At 56.8% G+C, this 15101-nt stretch carries 14 protein-coding genes and 1 pseudogene; 6 read left to right on the forward strand and 9 right to left on the reverse strand.

The window, feature by feature from the left end; genetic code table 11:
- Positions 1 to 18: 18 nt before the first annotated feature.
- The gene (locus C1N69_RS10710; RefSeq protein ID WP_059386593.1) at positions 19 to 1671 is read right to left on the reverse strand and encodes an MFS transporter; all 1653 of its coding nucleotides are present in this window, start codon (positions 1669 to 1671) and stop codon (positions 19 to 21) included.
- A gap of 222 nt (positions 1672 to 1893) precedes the next feature.
- Here C1N69_RS10710 and C1N69_RS10715 point away from each other — a divergent pair, with 222 nt between their 5' ends.
- A complete protein-coding gene (locus C1N69_RS10715) occupies positions 1894 to 2688 on the forward strand; it encodes a YdcF family protein (protein ID WP_155031921.1) in 795 nt (264 codons plus the stop codon).
- Positions 2689 to 2736: 48 nt separating this feature from the next.
- Here the strand turns inward: C1N69_RS10715 and gap are convergent, their stop codons facing one another.
- Positions 2737 to 3738 (reverse strand): type I glyceraldehyde-3-phosphate dehydrogenase, encoded by a 1002-nt coding sequence (gene gap, locus C1N69_RS10720; protein ID WP_094917432.1) that lies wholly within the window; start codon positions 3736 to 3738, stop codon positions 2737 to 2739.
- A gap of 189 nt (positions 3739 to 3927) precedes the next feature.
- Between gap and cybB the strand changes: the two genes are divergently transcribed.
- Positions 3928 to 4458: a cytochrome b561 gene (gene cybB, locus C1N69_RS10725; protein WP_059386590.1), complete on the forward strand. Its 531-nt coding sequence runs from the start codon at positions 3928 to 3930 to the stop codon at positions 4456 to 4458.
- A 73-nt stretch (positions 4459 to 4531) separates the two neighbouring features.
- Here the strand turns inward: cybB and C1N69_RS10730 are convergent, their stop codons facing one another.
- The 4 genes from C1N69_RS10730 to C1N69_RS10745 form a co-directional block, all read right to left on the reverse strand.
- Positions 4532 to 5599, reverse strand: coding sequence for an oxidoreductase (locus C1N69_RS10730; protein ID WP_155031148.1), 1068 nt, complete (start codon positions 5597 to 5599; stop codon positions 4532 to 4534).
- 16 nt (positions 5600 to 5615) lie between these two features.
- Complete coding sequence (locus C1N69_RS10735) at positions 5616 to 6356, reverse strand: DeoR/GlpR family DNA-binding transcription regulator (protein WP_025759955.1); 741 nt, start codon at positions 6354 to 6356, stop codon at positions 5616 to 5618.
- A gap of 140 nt (positions 6357 to 6496) precedes the next feature.
- On the reverse strand, positions 6497 to 6769 hold the full coding sequence (locus tag C1N69_RS10740) for an ElaB/YgaM/YqjD family protein (RefSeq protein ID WP_025759954.1): 273 nt from the start codon (positions 6767 to 6769) through the stop codon (positions 6497 to 6499).
- 132 nt (positions 6770 to 6901) lie between these two features.
- Complete coding sequence (locus C1N69_RS10745) at positions 6902 to 7378, reverse strand: GNAT family N-acetyltransferase (RefSeq protein ID WP_155031149.1); 477 nt, start codon at positions 7376 to 7378, stop codon at positions 6902 to 6904.
- A gap of 90 nt (positions 7379 to 7468) precedes the next feature.
- Here C1N69_RS10745 and C1N69_RS10750 point away from each other — a divergent pair, with 90 nt between their 5' ends.
- The gene (locus tag C1N69_RS10750; protein ID WP_155031150.1) at positions 7469 to 8398 is read left to right on the forward strand and encodes a LysR family transcriptional regulator; all 930 of its coding nucleotides are present in this window, start codon (positions 7469 to 7471) and stop codon (positions 8396 to 8398) included.
- 78 nt (positions 8399 to 8476) lie between these two features.
- Here C1N69_RS10750 and C1N69_RS10755 read toward each other — a convergent pair whose 3' ends face one another.
- Both C1N69_RS10755 and C1N69_RS23095 read right to left on the reverse strand, forming a co-directional pair.
- A complete protein-coding gene (locus tag C1N69_RS10755) occupies positions 8477 to 8980 on the reverse strand; it encodes a YqhG/Tai3 family protein (RefSeq protein ID WP_047958541.1) in 504 nt (167 codons plus the stop codon).
- Positions 8980 to 9066, reverse strand: a pseudogene (locus C1N69_RS23095) (hypothetical protein); the annotation flags it as partial. The gene C1N69_RS10755 and the pseudogene C1N69_RS23095, both read right to left, overlap by 1 nt.
- 207 nt (positions 9067 to 9273) lie before the next feature.
- On the opposite strand from C1N69_RS23095, the gene C1N69_RS10760 reads away from it, so the two are divergent.
- From C1N69_RS10760 to C1N69_RS10770, 3 genes are all read left to right on the forward strand, one after another.
- On the forward strand, positions 9274 to 9549 hold the full coding sequence (locus C1N69_RS10760; RefSeq protein WP_155031151.1) for a metal/formaldehyde-sensitive transcriptional repressor: 276 nt from the start codon (positions 9274 to 9276) through the stop codon (positions 9547 to 9549).
- A 31-nt stretch (positions 9550 to 9580) separates the two neighbouring features.
- Positions 9581 to 10699 carry an S-(hydroxymethyl)glutathione dehydrogenase/class III alcohol dehydrogenase gene (locus C1N69_RS10765; RefSeq protein ID WP_025759945.1) on the forward strand — a complete coding sequence of 373 codons (1119 nt, stop codon included), beginning with the start codon at positions 9581 to 9583 and terminating at the stop codon, positions 10697 to 10699.
- 160 nt (positions 10700 to 10859) lie between these two features.
- Positions 10860 to 12551 carry a methyl-accepting chemotaxis protein gene (locus C1N69_RS10770; protein WP_155031152.1) on the forward strand — a complete coding sequence of 564 codons (1692 nt, stop codon included), beginning with the start codon at positions 10860 to 10862 and terminating at the stop codon, positions 12549 to 12551.
- 87 nt (positions 12552 to 12638) lie between these two features.
- Here C1N69_RS10770 and C1N69_RS10775 read toward each other — a convergent pair whose 3' ends face one another.
- Complete coding sequence (locus C1N69_RS10775) at positions 12639 to 15020, reverse strand: glucose/quinate/shikimate family membrane-bound PQQ-dependent dehydrogenase (protein WP_155031153.1); 2382 nt, start codon at positions 15018 to 15020, stop codon at positions 12639 to 12641.
- Between the last annotated feature and the right edge of the window lie 81 nt (positions 15021 to 15101).

Consider the following 15101-nt stretch of genomic DNA (forward strand, 5'->3'; position numbering starts at 1 on the left):
TCTCCAGAAATATTTCAATTATTTGTTGCCGGTGGCGTTCTTGAGCGCCATACGGGCAGTGATGCGCAGGCGCAGCAAGCGCCATAAAATCCAGACCAGCGTGGCGGCAGCGATACTGGCGGTCAGAAGATAAGTATCGTTATAAGCCAGAATATTCGCTTCCAGGCTGGTGACCGTTTGCAGCTGCGTGATCGCCTGGGTGCCCAGCAGCGCGCTGTCGCCAATCAGGCTTTTGTACATCTGGGTATAAAGCTGGATCCGCTCGTTGACCAGCGGGTTGAGCGTGGTGAGCTGGTCCGCCAGCAGGCTGGAGTGGTACTTCTCGCGCCAGGTCTGGAAGGTACCGAGAATAGCGGAGCCCAGCAGACCACCGAGGTTCTGGCTCATGCCAAACATGACCGAGAAGCTGACCAGGTTGCGCGGGTCGGCGATCACACCGCCGATCGCGGCCAGCATCGCCGGAGCCAGGAAGAAGGCGCTGCCAAAGCCCAGCAGGAACTGGCTCAGCATCAGCTGATCCGGTCGGGTCAGATTGTTGGACTGGCTGTCCAGCAGCGAGGCAACAATCATCAGCGCCAGCGAGGTGATTATCGGCCACGCCAGTTTCGTCGGCTTGATGGTGAGACAGCTGGTGACGATCCCGCAGACGATACCGGCGAAAATGGACCACGCCAGATGCGTCATCTGCTCGTTCTGTAAGCCCACGTACTGCAGCCAGCCGATGACGCCGGTATTTTGCTCGGCCAGCACGATACGGATCAGCAGCATGATGAGCCCAAGACGAACGATGCTGCCGCTCGACAGCCAGCGGGTGTTGAGCAGCGGGTTGCTGCGGTTATGCTCAAAGACGATGGCCGCCACAATGAGCACCAGCGATAGCGCCAGCGACCAGCCGATCCACGGCGCCTCGAACCACCAGTCAAGACGGCCTAAAGAGAGTACGGCGCAGAGCAGGGCCATTCCAGGGGCCATTAAAAAGAAGGTGATAAAGTCTTTTTTCTCAAAAACTTTTCGTCGGTCACCCGGAGGCAGTTTTAAGGCTATCACGCAGGCGAGGGAGATCAGCGCCAGCCCCAGTTCGAAGAAATAGAGCCCGCGCCACTCGTCCAGCTGCAGCAGCTCGGTCGAAAACAGGCGGGCGAGAGGGATGGCGAGTGACGATCCGGTGATGCCGATAGTCAGCGCTTTCAGGCGATGTTTCGCCGGCCAGGCCTGGATCTGGTAGTAAATCCCCAGCGAGCTGAGCGCGGCGGCCACCATGCCGTGCGCGGCGCGGACCATCAGCGCCGAGCTGAGATCGTTAACAAAGAGGTGGAAAAAGGTGACCAGCACATACAGCACCAGAAAACCTTCCGTAAAGGCGCGCAAACCGTACTGCTGGCGGAACTTCACCAGCAGCAGGTTAATGGAAATGTTGGTCATCACATAGACCGCCGGTAACCAGGCGATTTCAGTAGACCAGGCGCCGAAGGTACCCTGCAGATTTTGCAGGTTGGCGGTGACCACCGCATTGCCCAGGGCACCCGTCAGGCAGACCAGCAGGCCAACGACGCCGTAGGCAACCCGTTTGGGCGTACTGTGGTTTGGCGTGGAGGGTGACCCCAGCAGTGCCGGTTTCTCGTGTGGCTGCCACTCGCGAGGAGCATAAGGGTCGCGTTCGGGCAGGCGCATAACGTTGTTTACCTTTGAAAAAATTGAAAAATTAACGGGCTCGCGATTCTACGTCTGCCTTAAATCATAATTCAAGTGAATATGATTTACGCATGTTAATCAAATGTTGAATAAGAAGTTTAAGGAAAAAGAGCGGCCTGACCAGACGAACTTTAGCCATGAAAGCCTGTTTTGCGGCGCTAAGTGCGGTACGCTAACCGCAGATGCTGTAAGGAGATGATGATGATACCGACTTTTTTCCCCTGCGTGCCCGCTGACACGCTAAGTGCCATTAACACCGTAGGACACTGGCTGGCACAGGATGACCTGCAGCCGGGGCAGCCCGTTGATTTGGTCATTCTGGCGGGTAATGCTGTCATTCCTGCCATTGATGCCGCCTGTCGCCTGGCGGCCGAGCAGGGTGTGCCTTTGATGATTAGCGGGGGAATAGGACATTCCACCTCCTTCCTCTATGCCGCTGTTGCCAGACACCCGCACTATCACATCGTCCCCACGGCAGGCCGTGCGGAGGCGGCCATTCTGGCCGATATCGCCCGTCAGTTCTGGCATATTCCGGCAGAGCGCATTTTTGTGGAAGAGCAGTCAACCAACTGTGGTGAGAACGCACGGTTTAGCCGGGCGTTGATGAAACATCTTCATCTTGCTCCTGAACGCGTGCTGGTGGTGCAGGACCCCACCATGCAGCGGCGCACAATGGCAACGTTTGCCCGTGTATGCCGGGATGAACCTGCCGCACCAGAATGGATAAGCCATCCCGGATTGACACCCGTGTTACGTAACAGCAACGATGGACTGGTCTTCAGCGGGAGAGGGGAAGGGCTGTGGCCGGTTGAACGCTATTTGTCACTGGTACTGGGTGAACTGCCGCGTCTGCGCGACGATGTTAACGGTTACGGACCGGCCGGGCGTGATTTTATCGCCCATGTGACGATACCCGCGCAGGTGGAAACCGCATGGCAAATCTTACGTAACGATGCGATTCTGACAGAGGCGCTCGCGAGCCGCGCCCTGCTGTAAATCACTGCCCGTTTGCATCACCTTTACTGCAAACGGGCAGGTTTCCGGTTACAGTGCAGCAAACTTGTCCAGCGTACGCACCAGCTGGGTGACAAAACCATATTCGTTGTCATACCAGGCGACCGCTTTCACCAGCTGCAGATCGCCAGCCTCACTGACCTCCGTCTGCGTGGCGTCAAATACCGAACCGTAATGCGAGCCGATCACATCCGACGACACAATCTCTTCATCGGTATAGCCAAAGGATTTGTTGCCCTGGGTCGCTTTTTTTAGCGCGGCGTTGATCTCCTCAACCGTCACTTTTTTCCCCAGAACAGCGACCAGCTCGGTTACCGAACCGGTTTTGACCGGCACGCGCTGGGCGTGGCCTTTGAGTTTACCGCTGAGGGCCGGGATCACCAGGCCAATGGCTTTCGCGGCCCCTGTCGTGTGCGGAATGATGTTCTCTGCCGCGGCGCGCGAGGCGCGCAGATCTTTCCCGCGCGGGCCATCCACCAGCGCCTGCGTACCGGTATAGGCGTGAATGGTGGTCATGGTACCGACTTTAATTTCAAAGGCGTCGTGCAGGGCTTTTGCCAGCGGGGCGAGGCAGTTGGTGGTGCAGGAGGCGACGGAGATAATGGTATCACTGGCGTCGAGGGTATCGTCGTTCACGTTAAAGACAATGGTTTTCATCTCGCCCGCAGGGGCGGAGATCAGCACCTTTTGGGCACCCGCATCCAGATGCGCCCGGGATTTCTCTTCAGAGGTATAAAAACCGGTGCATTCGACGACGATATCCACCCCGGCGGCTTTCCAGGGGATATGTCGGGCCTCTTTTTCGGCGTACACTGCGATCGTTTTGCCATCCACAATCAGCGCGTCTTCGGTGAAATCCACACTCCACGGGAAACCGCCGTAGTTAGAGTCATGCCTGAGCAGATAGGCCAGCACTTTGGGCGAGGTAAGATCGTTGATGGCGACGACGGTGTTGCTGTCCTGGGTTTCAAGCAGGCGACGAAGGACGAGACGTCCGATGCGCCCGAATCCGTTAATGCCAATTTTACTCATGGTGTTCTCCTGTAAACGTGTCGGTGCGACAGTTTGAACTCATCCAGGCTTAGACCATGACGGGCAGGGCGGCAATTGAAGATGCTTCATGCGCGAGGAAGTATTTGAAAAACCATACAGTAAAGTTAATGAATTTTTAAGGAAAGGAGATTATGTTGGCGCGGTGACTGTTTTTTTTCAGGAAATCCCATGCGTACTAAATATACAAGCCTGCAGATTGCGATTCACTGGCTGGTGTTTCTGTTAATCATCGTCGCCTACTGCGCGATGGAGTTCAAAGGCTTCTTCCCGCGAACTGCACGCCCGGCGATCAATATGATCCACGTGTCATGCGGTATCAGTATCCTGGTGCTGATGGTGACACGTCTGCTGGTGCGTCTGAAATTCCGTGCGCCACCGATTCAACCGAAACCAAAAGCGATGGTGACGGGCCTTTCCCATCTGGGGCATCTGGTGGTGTATCTGCTGTTTATTGCGCTGCCGCTGATTGGCATTGTGATGATGTACAACCGGGGGAGCGACTGGTTTGCTTTTGGTATGACGATGCCGCACGCGGCGGAGTCCAATTTTGACCTGGTTGATACGCTGAAAGAGTGGCACGAGACGCTGGCAAATCTGGGCTATTTTGTGATTGGCCTGCATGCCGCCGCAGCGTTGATGCATCACTACTTCTGGAAGGACAATACGCTTCTTCGCATGATGCCGAAAAAGCGTCAGTAGCCTTTAACGCATGCCGGGTGGCGCTGCGCTTACCCGGCCTACATTTGCATCGTAGCCGCCACCCGGCTTGTTTTTAACCCAGCAGAGCACGCTCTTCAGCCGTTAACGCCAGCGGCTGCGTTGACCCCGTCTCCGACGATTTCACTGCCGCTTCCAGCACCGCCATCACCGCTAACGCCTCAACCGGATGCACCGGGTTGGCGATCTTCCCGAGCAGGGCATCGCGCACGTTGATGTAATACTGGCGCTGATCGCCTTTCGGCGTGGTAATGGTCTGCGGCGCGCCATCAGCCCCATAGAACACCATGCTGTCGCTATCTTCCCCCCAGGCTTCACTGCCTGGAATGACGCCAGACAGCAGTTGCGCCTCCTGCTGGTCGATGCGGGCTTTCACCACGCTGCCCTTGTCCCCGTGGACGGTAAAACGTGCTGTTCCGCCAGCCACCAGCATGCTGGCGTGCAGAATGACCTTATGCTCCGGGTAGTTCAGGACCACGTGCGCCCAGTCGTTAACTTCTGCGCCGTCGCGCAGTGTCGCAATATTCCCCTGCACCGTCTGCGGCAGGCCAAAGAGCTGCAGCGTCTGGTCGATCAGGTGCGGACCCAGGTCAAACCACAGACCGCTCCCTGGGACATTCTGCTCACGCCAGCGCACGCGCACTTCCGGGCGGAAGCGGTCGATGTGCGACTCCAGATGTTTAACCTTGCCGAGCGTGCCTTGCTCAATAATCTGCTTAATGCCGAGGAAATCGCTGTCCCAGCGGCGGTTGTGGAAGACGGAGAGCAGTAGCTGCTTTTCATCCGCCAGGGCGATAAGATCCCGGGCTTCCTGCATATCAAGCGTGAAGGGCTTATCGACGACCACATGTTTCCCTGAATTCAGGGCCAGGGTTGCCAGCGGGGCATGCGTGGCATTTGGGGAGGCGATCACCACCAGATCGACGTCCGGGTGCTGAATCGCCTCTTCCGGCGTGGCCACCACCTGCACGTCAGGCAGATCGCGTTTCACCTTCTCTTCATCCCGGGAAGAGACCACGGCCAGCCTGATGCCGTCCACAGACTGGATCAGCGGAGCATGGAACGTTTTACCGACGAATCCATACCCGATCAGCGCAATGTTGATTGTTTGAACTGTACTCATGACCTTCTCCACGTTATTACGCGCACACCGTTACCTGCAATGCGCCAGGGTCCCCAAGCTCAGGCCAGGGACGATCTAAAAAGAGTTGTTGAATGCCGGATAGCCCCGAAACCAGATACGGTTCACAGCGGTTGACTTTCAGATGGTCGGCGACAATCCAGTGGGCATGACTCGCGGCAAGCATCGCGCGTTTAACCTCGGCATCCGCTTCTTTACCGGCACTCAGGCCGAGTTCGGCATGAATGGCGCATGCGCCGAGAATGGCGATATCTGCCCGATACCGGGACAGCAGCGACAACGTTGCACTTCCGGCGAACAGGCGTTGTTTTGGGTCCCATTTCCCGCCGAGCAGGATCAGTTCAATGTCTTCCCGCTCGCTAAAATGCTGGGCGATATCAAGCGACGTGGTAATGACGGTCAGCGGCCCCTGAAGGAAGGTGGCGACCGCCATCACCGTGCTTCCGGCATCCAGAAACAAGGTGGAACCCGGGGGAACCTGCTGTGCGACCTGTTTACCCAGGCGCTGTTTGGTTTCCGGCAGCAGCGTGTTGCGGCCCTGACGATTCATGGCGGAGAGATTCAGGGCGATGGCCCCGCCGTGGTTTTTCTGCGCCAGGCCCTGGTTTTCCAGGTCGGTCAAATCCCGACGGATGGTGTCGGCTGATACCTGCAGCTTCTCTGCCAGTTCGGTGATGCTGGCCTGGCCTTGCTCACTGAGGAGATCGAGGACGTAGCGTTGACGAGCGGTTTTGTGCATGGGCTGCAATCCTGCAAAATGTCGCAATAGTTTGCATAATACAGCATTTTGACGCAGAGGGAAGAACGATGTCGGGAGCAAACAGGAGAAAGGGGGAGCGACAGGCAGAGGGCGAAAAAAAAGCCCCGAAGGGCCTTTGATTATTTGCGACCCAGCAACAGGCCGAGAACAATACCCACCGCTCCCGCGGCGATAAGGCCGGTGAGGGGGTTATTTCTGACAGCTTCAGTGACATCGGAGACGGCATCGCTGGCCTGTGCGGCATACTTTTTAGCGGCACCTTTTACCTGATGTTTTGGTGAATCCACGAACTCACCAAACTGCTGCTGCGCTGAACCTGTCAGTTCATCAAGCTTATTTTTTGCTTTGTCTTCAGCAAACTGGGTGTTTTTATCAGTACCGAAATCAGACATTGTGCCTCCTTTTGTTAACAGGTAAAGGATAGCCTCTCTTAACAGATGTGAGGCCCGCAGGGCTAAATTCGGCCCGCAATGCGGCTGTTTTCGGATATCTCTGTGCCTGAAACGACACAACACGCGACGCCGCTATTCGGCAAATTTCAGTAGGGCTTCGCCATCCAGACGATAACGCACCCACTCAGACTGCGGCAGTGCCCCAATGCTCAGGTAAAAGTTGATGGCGGGCTGGTTCCAGTCCAGCACGCTCCATTCAAGGCGACCGCACTGCCGTTGTACGGCGAGTTGCGCGATATGTTTCAGCAGTGCTTTTCCCGCACCCAGGCCGCGATACGCCGGGGAAATATACAGATCTTCCATATAAATCCCGTTGCGGCCAAGCCAGGTTGAATAGCTGGTGAAGAACACGGCATAGCCAGCAACTTGTCCTTCACACTCAACGATCAACGCTTCGGTTTTACTGCCTTCGCCAAAGAGTGTTTCCCGGATCTCATCCGGGGTGGTGACGACGGCTTCCGGCGCTTTCTCATACACTGCCAGTTCATAGATCATGGCGTAAATGGCCGCTGCATCGTCGGGACGGGCCTGGCGAAGGGTGATATTCATGGTTTTTCCTGCTTTTTTGGCTGTGTGTTGATTGATGGCGTTAAGCATACGGAGTATTGTCCGAAGAATTAAGTGCAATGAAATCAACCAATGATGAATATTATGCATCCGGCCCTGAGACGTCTTGATTTAAACCTGCTGCCTGTTTTTGATGCGATATATCGCCACCGCTCTGTTCGGCTGGCCGCTGACGAGCTGGCGATGAGCACGTCCGCACTCAGCCATGCGCTGTCGCGTTTACGTACGACCCTGAACGATCCGCTCTTTTTTCGCGAAGGGCACCGCATGTCCCCCAGCGTGTATGCCTCTCAACTCGCACCTTCCATTGCTTCCGCCTTATCGTTCCTCAACCACGAGTTAACGCCGCAGCCGCCGTTTGACCCGGCCAGTAGTACTGAGACCTTACAGATTGCGATTACCGATTTTACCGCGCTGTGCATTTTCCCGGCCCTGATGCACACCCTGCAGCTGTCTGCCCCGGGATTACGTTTTGAATTGCGCTACCTGCCGCACAGCCCGGCGCTGACGGAACTGCTGGCGGGCGAGGTGGATCTGGCGCTGGGATTTAGTACGCCGGAGGATACCCGACATCCGGAACTGGAAGAGATCGGCTGGTTTGAAGATGAGTATGTGGTCATCAGCAGCGCGAGCCGAACGCGGCTGACGCTGGAGGATTATCTCGCGGCCCGACATCTGGTGGTCACGCCATGGAATGAGAAACAGGGCGTTCTGGATGTGCGGCTCGAGCAGTTAGGCTATACCCGACACATTGCGATCAAAACGCCGTCGATGCTCAGCGCGCCATTTATCGTGGCGGAAAGCGATCTGCTGATGGCCATTCCACGGTATGCGGCCGAGAAGCTGATGGCGGCAGTGGATATTAAAATTTTTGACTTACCGTTCTCAATACGAAGATTTGAGGTGAAAATTTACTCCCATAAACGCAGCGGTCAGCGGGGCGCGACACGCTGGCTTAAGGAAGAACTGCAAACGCTGGCGCAGGCTTGCAGGGGAGAGTAGGCCAGGCAAGCGCAGCGCCACCCGGCAAGCAAGGGGGTATCGCAATATTCCAGGCGTGGAGACTGTTAATCTTGCTAATTATGGAGAAGTTATACTGGCCGTATATCGTTGTGCGGCAGCAATCGCCCTGTCGTCAAAAATATACTGTTCGAAATGATGGCTCGCATCGGTGACGCGATAAATTTTCCATTTACCGTCTTCATTACGCAGATACACGTTTAACCGCTGTTTTTGCCCATTACCTGTACCCAGGTCGACGTTAACAACTTTTCCGGACACCGAGTTTATCGCATTGCTTACGCTTAGGTCAGGGATCCACTCCGCCGCATAGTCCTGCGTATAGGTAAAATAATCAGAACCGATAATTTCTTGTTCGTAGAGAGAGGAAATTTTCTGCAGTCGGGAGAGCGTGTCATGCGCAATATAGTCACGCATTTTTGGTGAATCGAGATTATCTTCTTTGCTGTCTGTAACGAAAGCAGTGAGGTAAAACTGGTAAAAGTCATGAGTACGTTTTTCCGGCGCATCCATTTGTGTTGAACATCCCGTAAGAAACAGGCACATCAAGAGAACGTTACGCATCAGCTTTTCCTGTAAATTTTGTAAGGAGGGCGTGCGGAGCGATATCCCGGGCCACTCCACATATCTCTTTGTCTGAAGTATGAAAACGTCAGTAAACAACGAGAGTATCAATTCGCTTAGGCAATTAATGTTATTAAAAGATCATATATTTCAATTTGTTATGCCTTTGTTTGATTTATCTGTGCGACTGATGTGTTGCCGACGATGTGCTGTTGTTATTGCCACCCATAAAGACAGGTTTACATCATCAGATAACTAAAATACCATACCCCCCTATAGTATCAGGAGGGCGTATGCCGCATTCACCCGAAGATAAAAAACGTATTCTTACCCGCGTCCGTCGCATTCAGGGCCAGGTTGAGGCCCTTGAACGCGCGCTGGAGTCGGGCGACCCCTGTCTGGCCATTCTGCAGCAAATTGCCGCCGTGCGCGGGGCTGCCAATGGCCTGATGGGCGAAATGGTCGAAATTCACCTTAAAGATGAGCTGGTGACGGGGGAAACCACGCCGGATCAGCGAGCCGTACGCATGGCGGAAGTCGGCCATTTGCTGCGCGCTTATCTAAAATAAACCCACACACCCCACAATAAGGGAAGACAATATGAAATCTCGCGCTGCAGTTGCATTTGGACCCGGCCAGCCGCTCAAAATCGTTGAAATCGACGTCGCGCCGCCCAAAAAAGGCGAAGTGCTGATCAAAATCACCCATACCGGCGTATGCCACACCGATGCGTTTACGCTGTCCGGTGACGATCCGGAAGGCGTCTTCCCGGCGGTGCTCGGCCATGAAGGGGGCGGGATTGTGGTGGAAGTGGGCGAGGGCGTGACCAGCCTGAAACCAGGCGATCACGTGATCCCTCTGTACACGGCGGAATGCGGCGAGTGTAAGTTCTGTAAATCCGGTAAAACCAATCTCTGCCAGGCGGTTCGCGCCACCCAGGGGAAAGGGCTGATGCCGGACGGTACCACCCGCTTCTCGTACAACGGCGAACCTGTCTATCACTACATGGGCACCAGCACCTTCAGCGAATACACCGTTTGCGCGGAGATCTCGCTGGCGAAGGTCAATCCGCAGGCGCCGCTGGATAAAGTCTGCCTGCTGGGCTGCGGTGTCACCACCGGCATTGGCGCGGTGCATAACACGGCAAAAGTGAAAGAGGGCGACACCGTGGCGGTATTCGGGCTTGGCGGCATCGGTCTGGCGGTGATTCAGGGCGCGGTTCAGGCGAAAGCCGGTCGCATCATCGCGGTTGACACCAATCCGGAGAAATTCAAACTGGCGGGTGAAATGGGTGCGACTGATTTTGTGAACCCGAAAGATCACGACAAGCCGATTCAGGACGTCATCGTCGAGATGACCGACGGCGGCGTTGACTTCAGCTTCGAATGTATTGGCAACGTTAACGTCATGCGCTCCGCGCTTGAGTGCTGCCACAAAGGCTGGGGCGAGAGCATCATCATCGGCGTGGCCGGTGCAGGCCAGGAGATTAAAACCCGTCCCTTCCAGCTGGTCACCGGGCGCGTGTGGCGCGGTTCCGCCTTTGGCGGCGTGAAGGGCCGTACCCAGCTTCCGGGGATGGTTGAAGACGCCATGGTCGGCAAGATCCAGCTCGACCCGTTCATTACCCACCGTTTACCGCTGGAGCAGATCAACGAAGCGTTCGATCTGATGCACGAAGGAAAATCTATCCGTACCGTGATTCATTTCGGCGACAAGTAACTCTTCTGCCAGCGGTTTTTCGCCGCTGGCGTTGCTTTAATATTCTTCTCTAAAGTGTGACCAGTGCGGCGTTTTTAGCCGTAATCTAAATCTCTGCCGTGCCGATGACTATCTGACAGGCGTGTTTTTACGCATCTTACCTACAAGAGAGTCGACGGTCATGGACAACACTACTTCGATGCCAGCGCAGCGCAAGCTGAGCTTCTTGCATCACATCAGGCTGGTTCCGCTGTTTTCCTCCATTCTCGGTGGCATTATTCTGCTTTTTGCCTTGAGCTCGGGTCTGGCAGGGTATTTCCTGTTACAGGCCGATAACGATCAGCAGGATGTTACATCCGAAATTCAGGTGCGTATGGGGCTGTCGAACAGCTCAAACCACCTGCGAACTGCGCGCATTAACATGATCCACGCCGGTGCGGCCAGCCGTATCGCAGAGATGGATGCCATGAAGCAGAACATCCGCGAGGCGGAAACGCGGATTAAGCAGTCCCAGGATAGCTTTACCGCCTACATGAACCGTTCCGTGCGCACCTCTGCCGACGAAGCGCTGGATACTGACCTGAAAGCGCGCTACGACGCCTATATCGCGGGCCTGCAGCCGATGGTCAAATTTGCCAAAAACGGTATGTTCGAGGCGATCATCAACCACGAAAACGAAACGGCGCGTCCGCTGGACGACGCCTACAACGCCGTGTTGCTGAAGGCGATTAAGATCCGTACCGATCGCGCCAATGCGCTAACGGCGCAGGCGCACAGCCGCACGCAATTGGGGCTGATGTTTATGGTCGGCGCGTTTGCGCTGGCGCTGGTGCTGACGGCGATGACCTTTGTTGTGCTGCGCCGCACGGTGATCAACCCGCTGCAGCGTGCCGCAAAACGCATCGAAAATATCGCCAAAGGCGACCTGACAATGCCGGATGACGTGGCCGGACGCAGCGAAATCGGCCGTCTGACGCGCGATCTGCAAACCATGCAGCACTCCCTTGAAAACACCGTCGGCACCGTCCGTCAGGGGGCGGAGGAGATCTACCGTGGCACCAGCGAGATTTCAGCCGGCAATACCGATCTCTCTTCCCGTACCGAGCAGCAGGCGGCGGCCATTGAGCAGACCGCCGCCAGCATGGAACAGCTGACCGCGACGGTGAAACAGAACGCCGATAACGCCCACCATGCCAGCAAGCTGGCGGAAGATGCCTCCGGGAAAGCCAGCCGCGGCGGTCAGATGGTTTCCGGAGTGGTCAAAACCATGGGCAATATTTCCAGCAGTTCGAAGAAGATCTCCGAGATTACCGCGGTCATTAACAGCATTGCGTTCCAGACCAATATCCTGGCGCTGAACGCGGCGGTAGAAGCCGCGCGTGCGGGCGAGCAGGGGCGCGGTTTTGCCGTGGTGGCAAGCGAAGTCCGAACGCTTGCAAGCCGCAGTGCGAATGCCGCAAAAGAGATCGAAAGCCTGATCAACGAATCGGTTTCGCTGATTGACCAGGGCTCCGGAGAAGTGGTTGCCGCCGGTAATACCATGAATGAAATTGTCGAAGCGGTGAAACGCGTAACCGACATCATGCTGGAGATCGCCGCCGCGTCCGATGAGCAGAGCCGCGGTATCGTACAGGTCAGTCAGGCGATTTCTGAGATGGATAAAGTGACCCAGCAGAATGCCTCGCTGGTGGAAGAAGCCTCTGCCGCGGCGGCGTCTCTGGAAGAACAGGGCGCACGTCTGACCGAGGCGGTCGGCGCGTTTCGTCTGAGCGGCGCGAAGCCGGGCCGCGCGGCAACGTTTGCGCCGGTGGCGAAGAGCGCGCCGTTACGCCCCGCAGCAGCGGTTTCCGGGGATAACTGGGAGACGTTCTGAGTCGCCAGCAGTGTTGGGTGGCGCTTTGCTTACCCGACCTACGTATGGCCTACAAAAAAGGGACCTTTCGGTCCCTTTTTTTATCTGTTACTGCTTATCGGGTAACGCATACGCGATAACGTAATCACCGCGATCCGGCGACTGACGAGCACCGCCGGCGTTAATGATGATGTACTGTTTACCGGTTTTTGGCGACACGTAGGTCATCGGGCCGGACTGGCTGCCGACCGGCAGGCGGTCTTTCCAGATCTCTTTTCCGGTGGCGTTATCAAACGCGCGCAGGTAGAAATCTTGCGTGCCGGCAAAGAACAGCAGGCCGGACTGCGTTGACAGCGATGCACCCAGCGTCGGCATCCCGATCGGGATGGGCATGTGCATGCGAATGCCGAGCGGGCCGGTATCTTCCACCGTGCCGACAGGAACCTGCCACACCAGCTTGCCGGATTTCAGGTCAACCGCCGACATGGTGCCAAACGGCGGTTTCTGGCACGGAATGCCCAGCGGTGACAGGAAGCGCTCGCGCATCGCACCGAACGGTGTGCCGTCCATCGGGACAATCCCCATCTCAATGCCGCTTGCGTTTTTCGCCACGTTAGCGCGCGGCACCATGTAGTTTGCCAGACCCAGGCGCATGTCGTTGACGAACATCAGGCTGTTGTTCGGGTCAATGGAGACGCTGCCCCAGTTCATCCCGCCGAGAGAGCCGGGGAACTGCAGGGAACGGTCGAGGCCAGGCGGGGTGAAGACGCCCTGATGACGCATCTCCTTAAACTGAATGCGGCACAGCAGCAGGTCGACCGGCGTCGCCCCCCACATGTCGGACTCGGTGAGCGTCTGGTTGCCAATCATTGGCATGCCAACGGAGTACGGCTGGGTCGGAGAGTAGCGTTCACCTTCAACGTTGCCCGCCGGAACAGGACGTTCCTCAACCTTCGCCACTGGCTTACCGGTTTCGCGGTTAAGCATGAAAATCATGCCCTGCTTGCTGGTCTGCACCAGCACCGGCGTGGTGCCGCCTTTACCGTCTGGCAGATCGTACAGCAGCGGCTGGGAAGGCAGGTCAAAGTCCCACAGGTCGTGGTGAGTGGTCTGGAAATGCCAGCGGACCTGACCGGTGACCGCGTCGACGGCGACGATGGACGAGCTGTACTTGTCGTCCAGCGCGGTGCGTTCACCTGCCCAGAAGTCTGGCGTGGCGTTGCCGGTAGGCAGGTAGATCAGGTTCAGTTTGGCGTCGTAGGACATCGCAGACCAGACGTTCGGCGTACCGCGGGTGTAGGTCTGGCCTTCCGGCGGCAGGCCGGTCAGGTTCGGATTACCCGGATCCCACGCCCAGGCCAGTTTACCGGTGTGAACGTCATACGCGCGCACCACGCCCGGCGGTTCGCCGGTGGAGTAGTTATCCGCGACGCGACCGCCGACCACGACGACATTCCCGGCAACCAGCGGCGTGGAGGTCTGCTGATAATAGCCCGGCTTGATCTCGCCCATGCCGACGCTCAGGTCAACGGTGCCATGGTCGCCAAAGTCTTCACAGACCTTGCCGGTATCCGCATTGATGGCAATCAGGCGGGCATCGGTGGTCGGCAGGAACAGGCGGCGAGGGCAGGCCGCAGGCTGTATCTCTGTCTGTGACGTTGTCACGTTTGAACGATCTTCAAAATAGCCCAGACCGCGGCAGCGCTGCCAGTTAGGCGCCGTGGCTTTGGGATCGTAGCGCCATTTTTCTTTGCCGGAGTCCACGTCCAGGGCCAGCACTTTACTGTACGGGGTACAGACATAGAGCGTGTCGCCAACCTGCAATGGCGTGTTCTGATCTTCCGCGCCGGAGCCGTTGCTTTGCGGAATATCGCCGGTGTGCGCAACCCAGGCGACCTTCAGGTCGTTGACGTTTTGCTTGTTAATCTGGTCCAGCGCGGCGAAGCGGTCGCCGTGCGTGGTGTTGCCCCAGTGCTCCCAGTTTTTTTGCTGCTCACCGGGTGCGACGGGTTTAACCGGAACGGGCTCGTTTGCCGCCACGAGGGTCTGCGGCTTGAACATCCAGCCCAGGCTGACCAGCATAGCTACCGCGAGCAGCGCCGCAACGCCAAACGCAGGCGCTTTATTCGCCGTGCGGTGGTTGGCTGTACGCAGGAAAGGCCAGACGACGGCGCAGAGGAACGCCAGCACCGCAAAGGTAAACAGGCGGGAGAAAAGCGGCCAGAAATCCCAGCCTGCATCGCTTACCGCCCAGAACAGCGAGGCGATAAATGCGATGGCGTAAAGCACGATCCCACTGCTGCGGTTAAGAAAAATCAGGACTGCGGCGATCACCATCGCCACACCCATCATCAGGAAGTAACCACTTCCGCCCACGGTGGCGAGCTTAAAGCCCAGACCGCCGACGGCCAGACCGATGAGCATCATCAGTCCGGCAAGAAGCCACTGCAGAATACGCGGTATTCCACGTGGCGCGCTGCCAAATGCCATTTCTCTCTCCTTTAGATCCCACCGCCGTGTCGGGTGTGTACCAGTTGGGTAATAAATGCGGTGGGATTGATGATTAGTACA

It is taken from the genome of Enterobacter sichuanensis, from assembly GCF_009036245.1.
Classification (GTDB): domain Bacteria; phylum Pseudomonadota; class Gammaproteobacteria; order Enterobacterales; family Enterobacteriaceae; genus Enterobacter; species Enterobacter sichuanensis.

Coding starts and splice junctions, on each gene's coding strand:
- C1N69_RS10710 (WP_059386593.1), bottom strand. CDS start 1,671: ATGCGCCTGCCCGAACGCGACCCTTATGCTCCTCGCGAGTGGCAGCCA.
- C1N69_RS10715 (WP_155031921.1), top strand. CDS start 1,894: ATGATACCGACTTTTTTCCCCTGCGTGCCCGCTGACACGCTAAGTGCC.
- gap (WP_094917432.1), bottom strand. CDS start 3,738: ATGAGTAAAATTGGCATTAACGGATTCGGGCGCATCGGACGTCTCGTC.
- cybB (WP_059386590.1), top strand. CDS start 3,928: ATGCGTACTAAATATACAAGCCTGCAGATTGCGATTCACTGGCTGGTG.
- C1N69_RS10730 (WP_155031148.1), bottom strand. CDS start 5,599: ATGAGTACAGTTCAAACAATCAACATTGCGCTGATCGGGTATGGATTC.
- C1N69_RS10735 (WP_025759955.1), bottom strand. CDS start 6,356: ATGCACAAAACCGCTCGTCAACGCTACGTCCTCGATCTCCTCAGTGAG.
- C1N69_RS10740 (WP_025759954.1), bottom strand. CDS start 6,769: ATGTCTGATTTCGGTACTGATAAAAACACCCAGTTTGCTGAAGACAAA.
- C1N69_RS10745 (WP_155031149.1), bottom strand. CDS start 7,378: ATGAATATCACCCTTCGCCAGGCCCGTCCCGACGATGCAGCGGCCATT.
- C1N69_RS10750 (WP_155031150.1), top strand. CDS start 7,469: ATGATGAATATTATGCATCCGGCCCTGAGACGTCTTGATTTAAACCTG.
- C1N69_RS10755 (WP_047958541.1), bottom strand. CDS start 8,980: ATGCGTAACGTTCTCTTGATGTGCCTGTTTCTTACGGGATGTTCAACA.
- C1N69_RS10760 (WP_155031151.1), top strand. CDS start 9,274: ATGCCGCATTCACCCGAAGATAAAAAACGTATTCTTACCCGCGTCCGT.
- C1N69_RS10765 (WP_025759945.1), top strand. CDS start 9,581: ATGAAATCTCGCGCTGCAGTTGCATTTGGACCCGGCCAGCCGCTCAAA.
- C1N69_RS10770 (WP_155031152.1), top strand. CDS start 10,860: ATGGACAACACTACTTCGATGCCAGCGCAGCGCAAGCTGAGCTTCTTG.
- C1N69_RS10775 (WP_155031153.1), bottom strand. CDS start 15,020: ATGGCATTTGGCAGCGCGCCACGTGGAATACCGCGTATTCTGCAGTGG.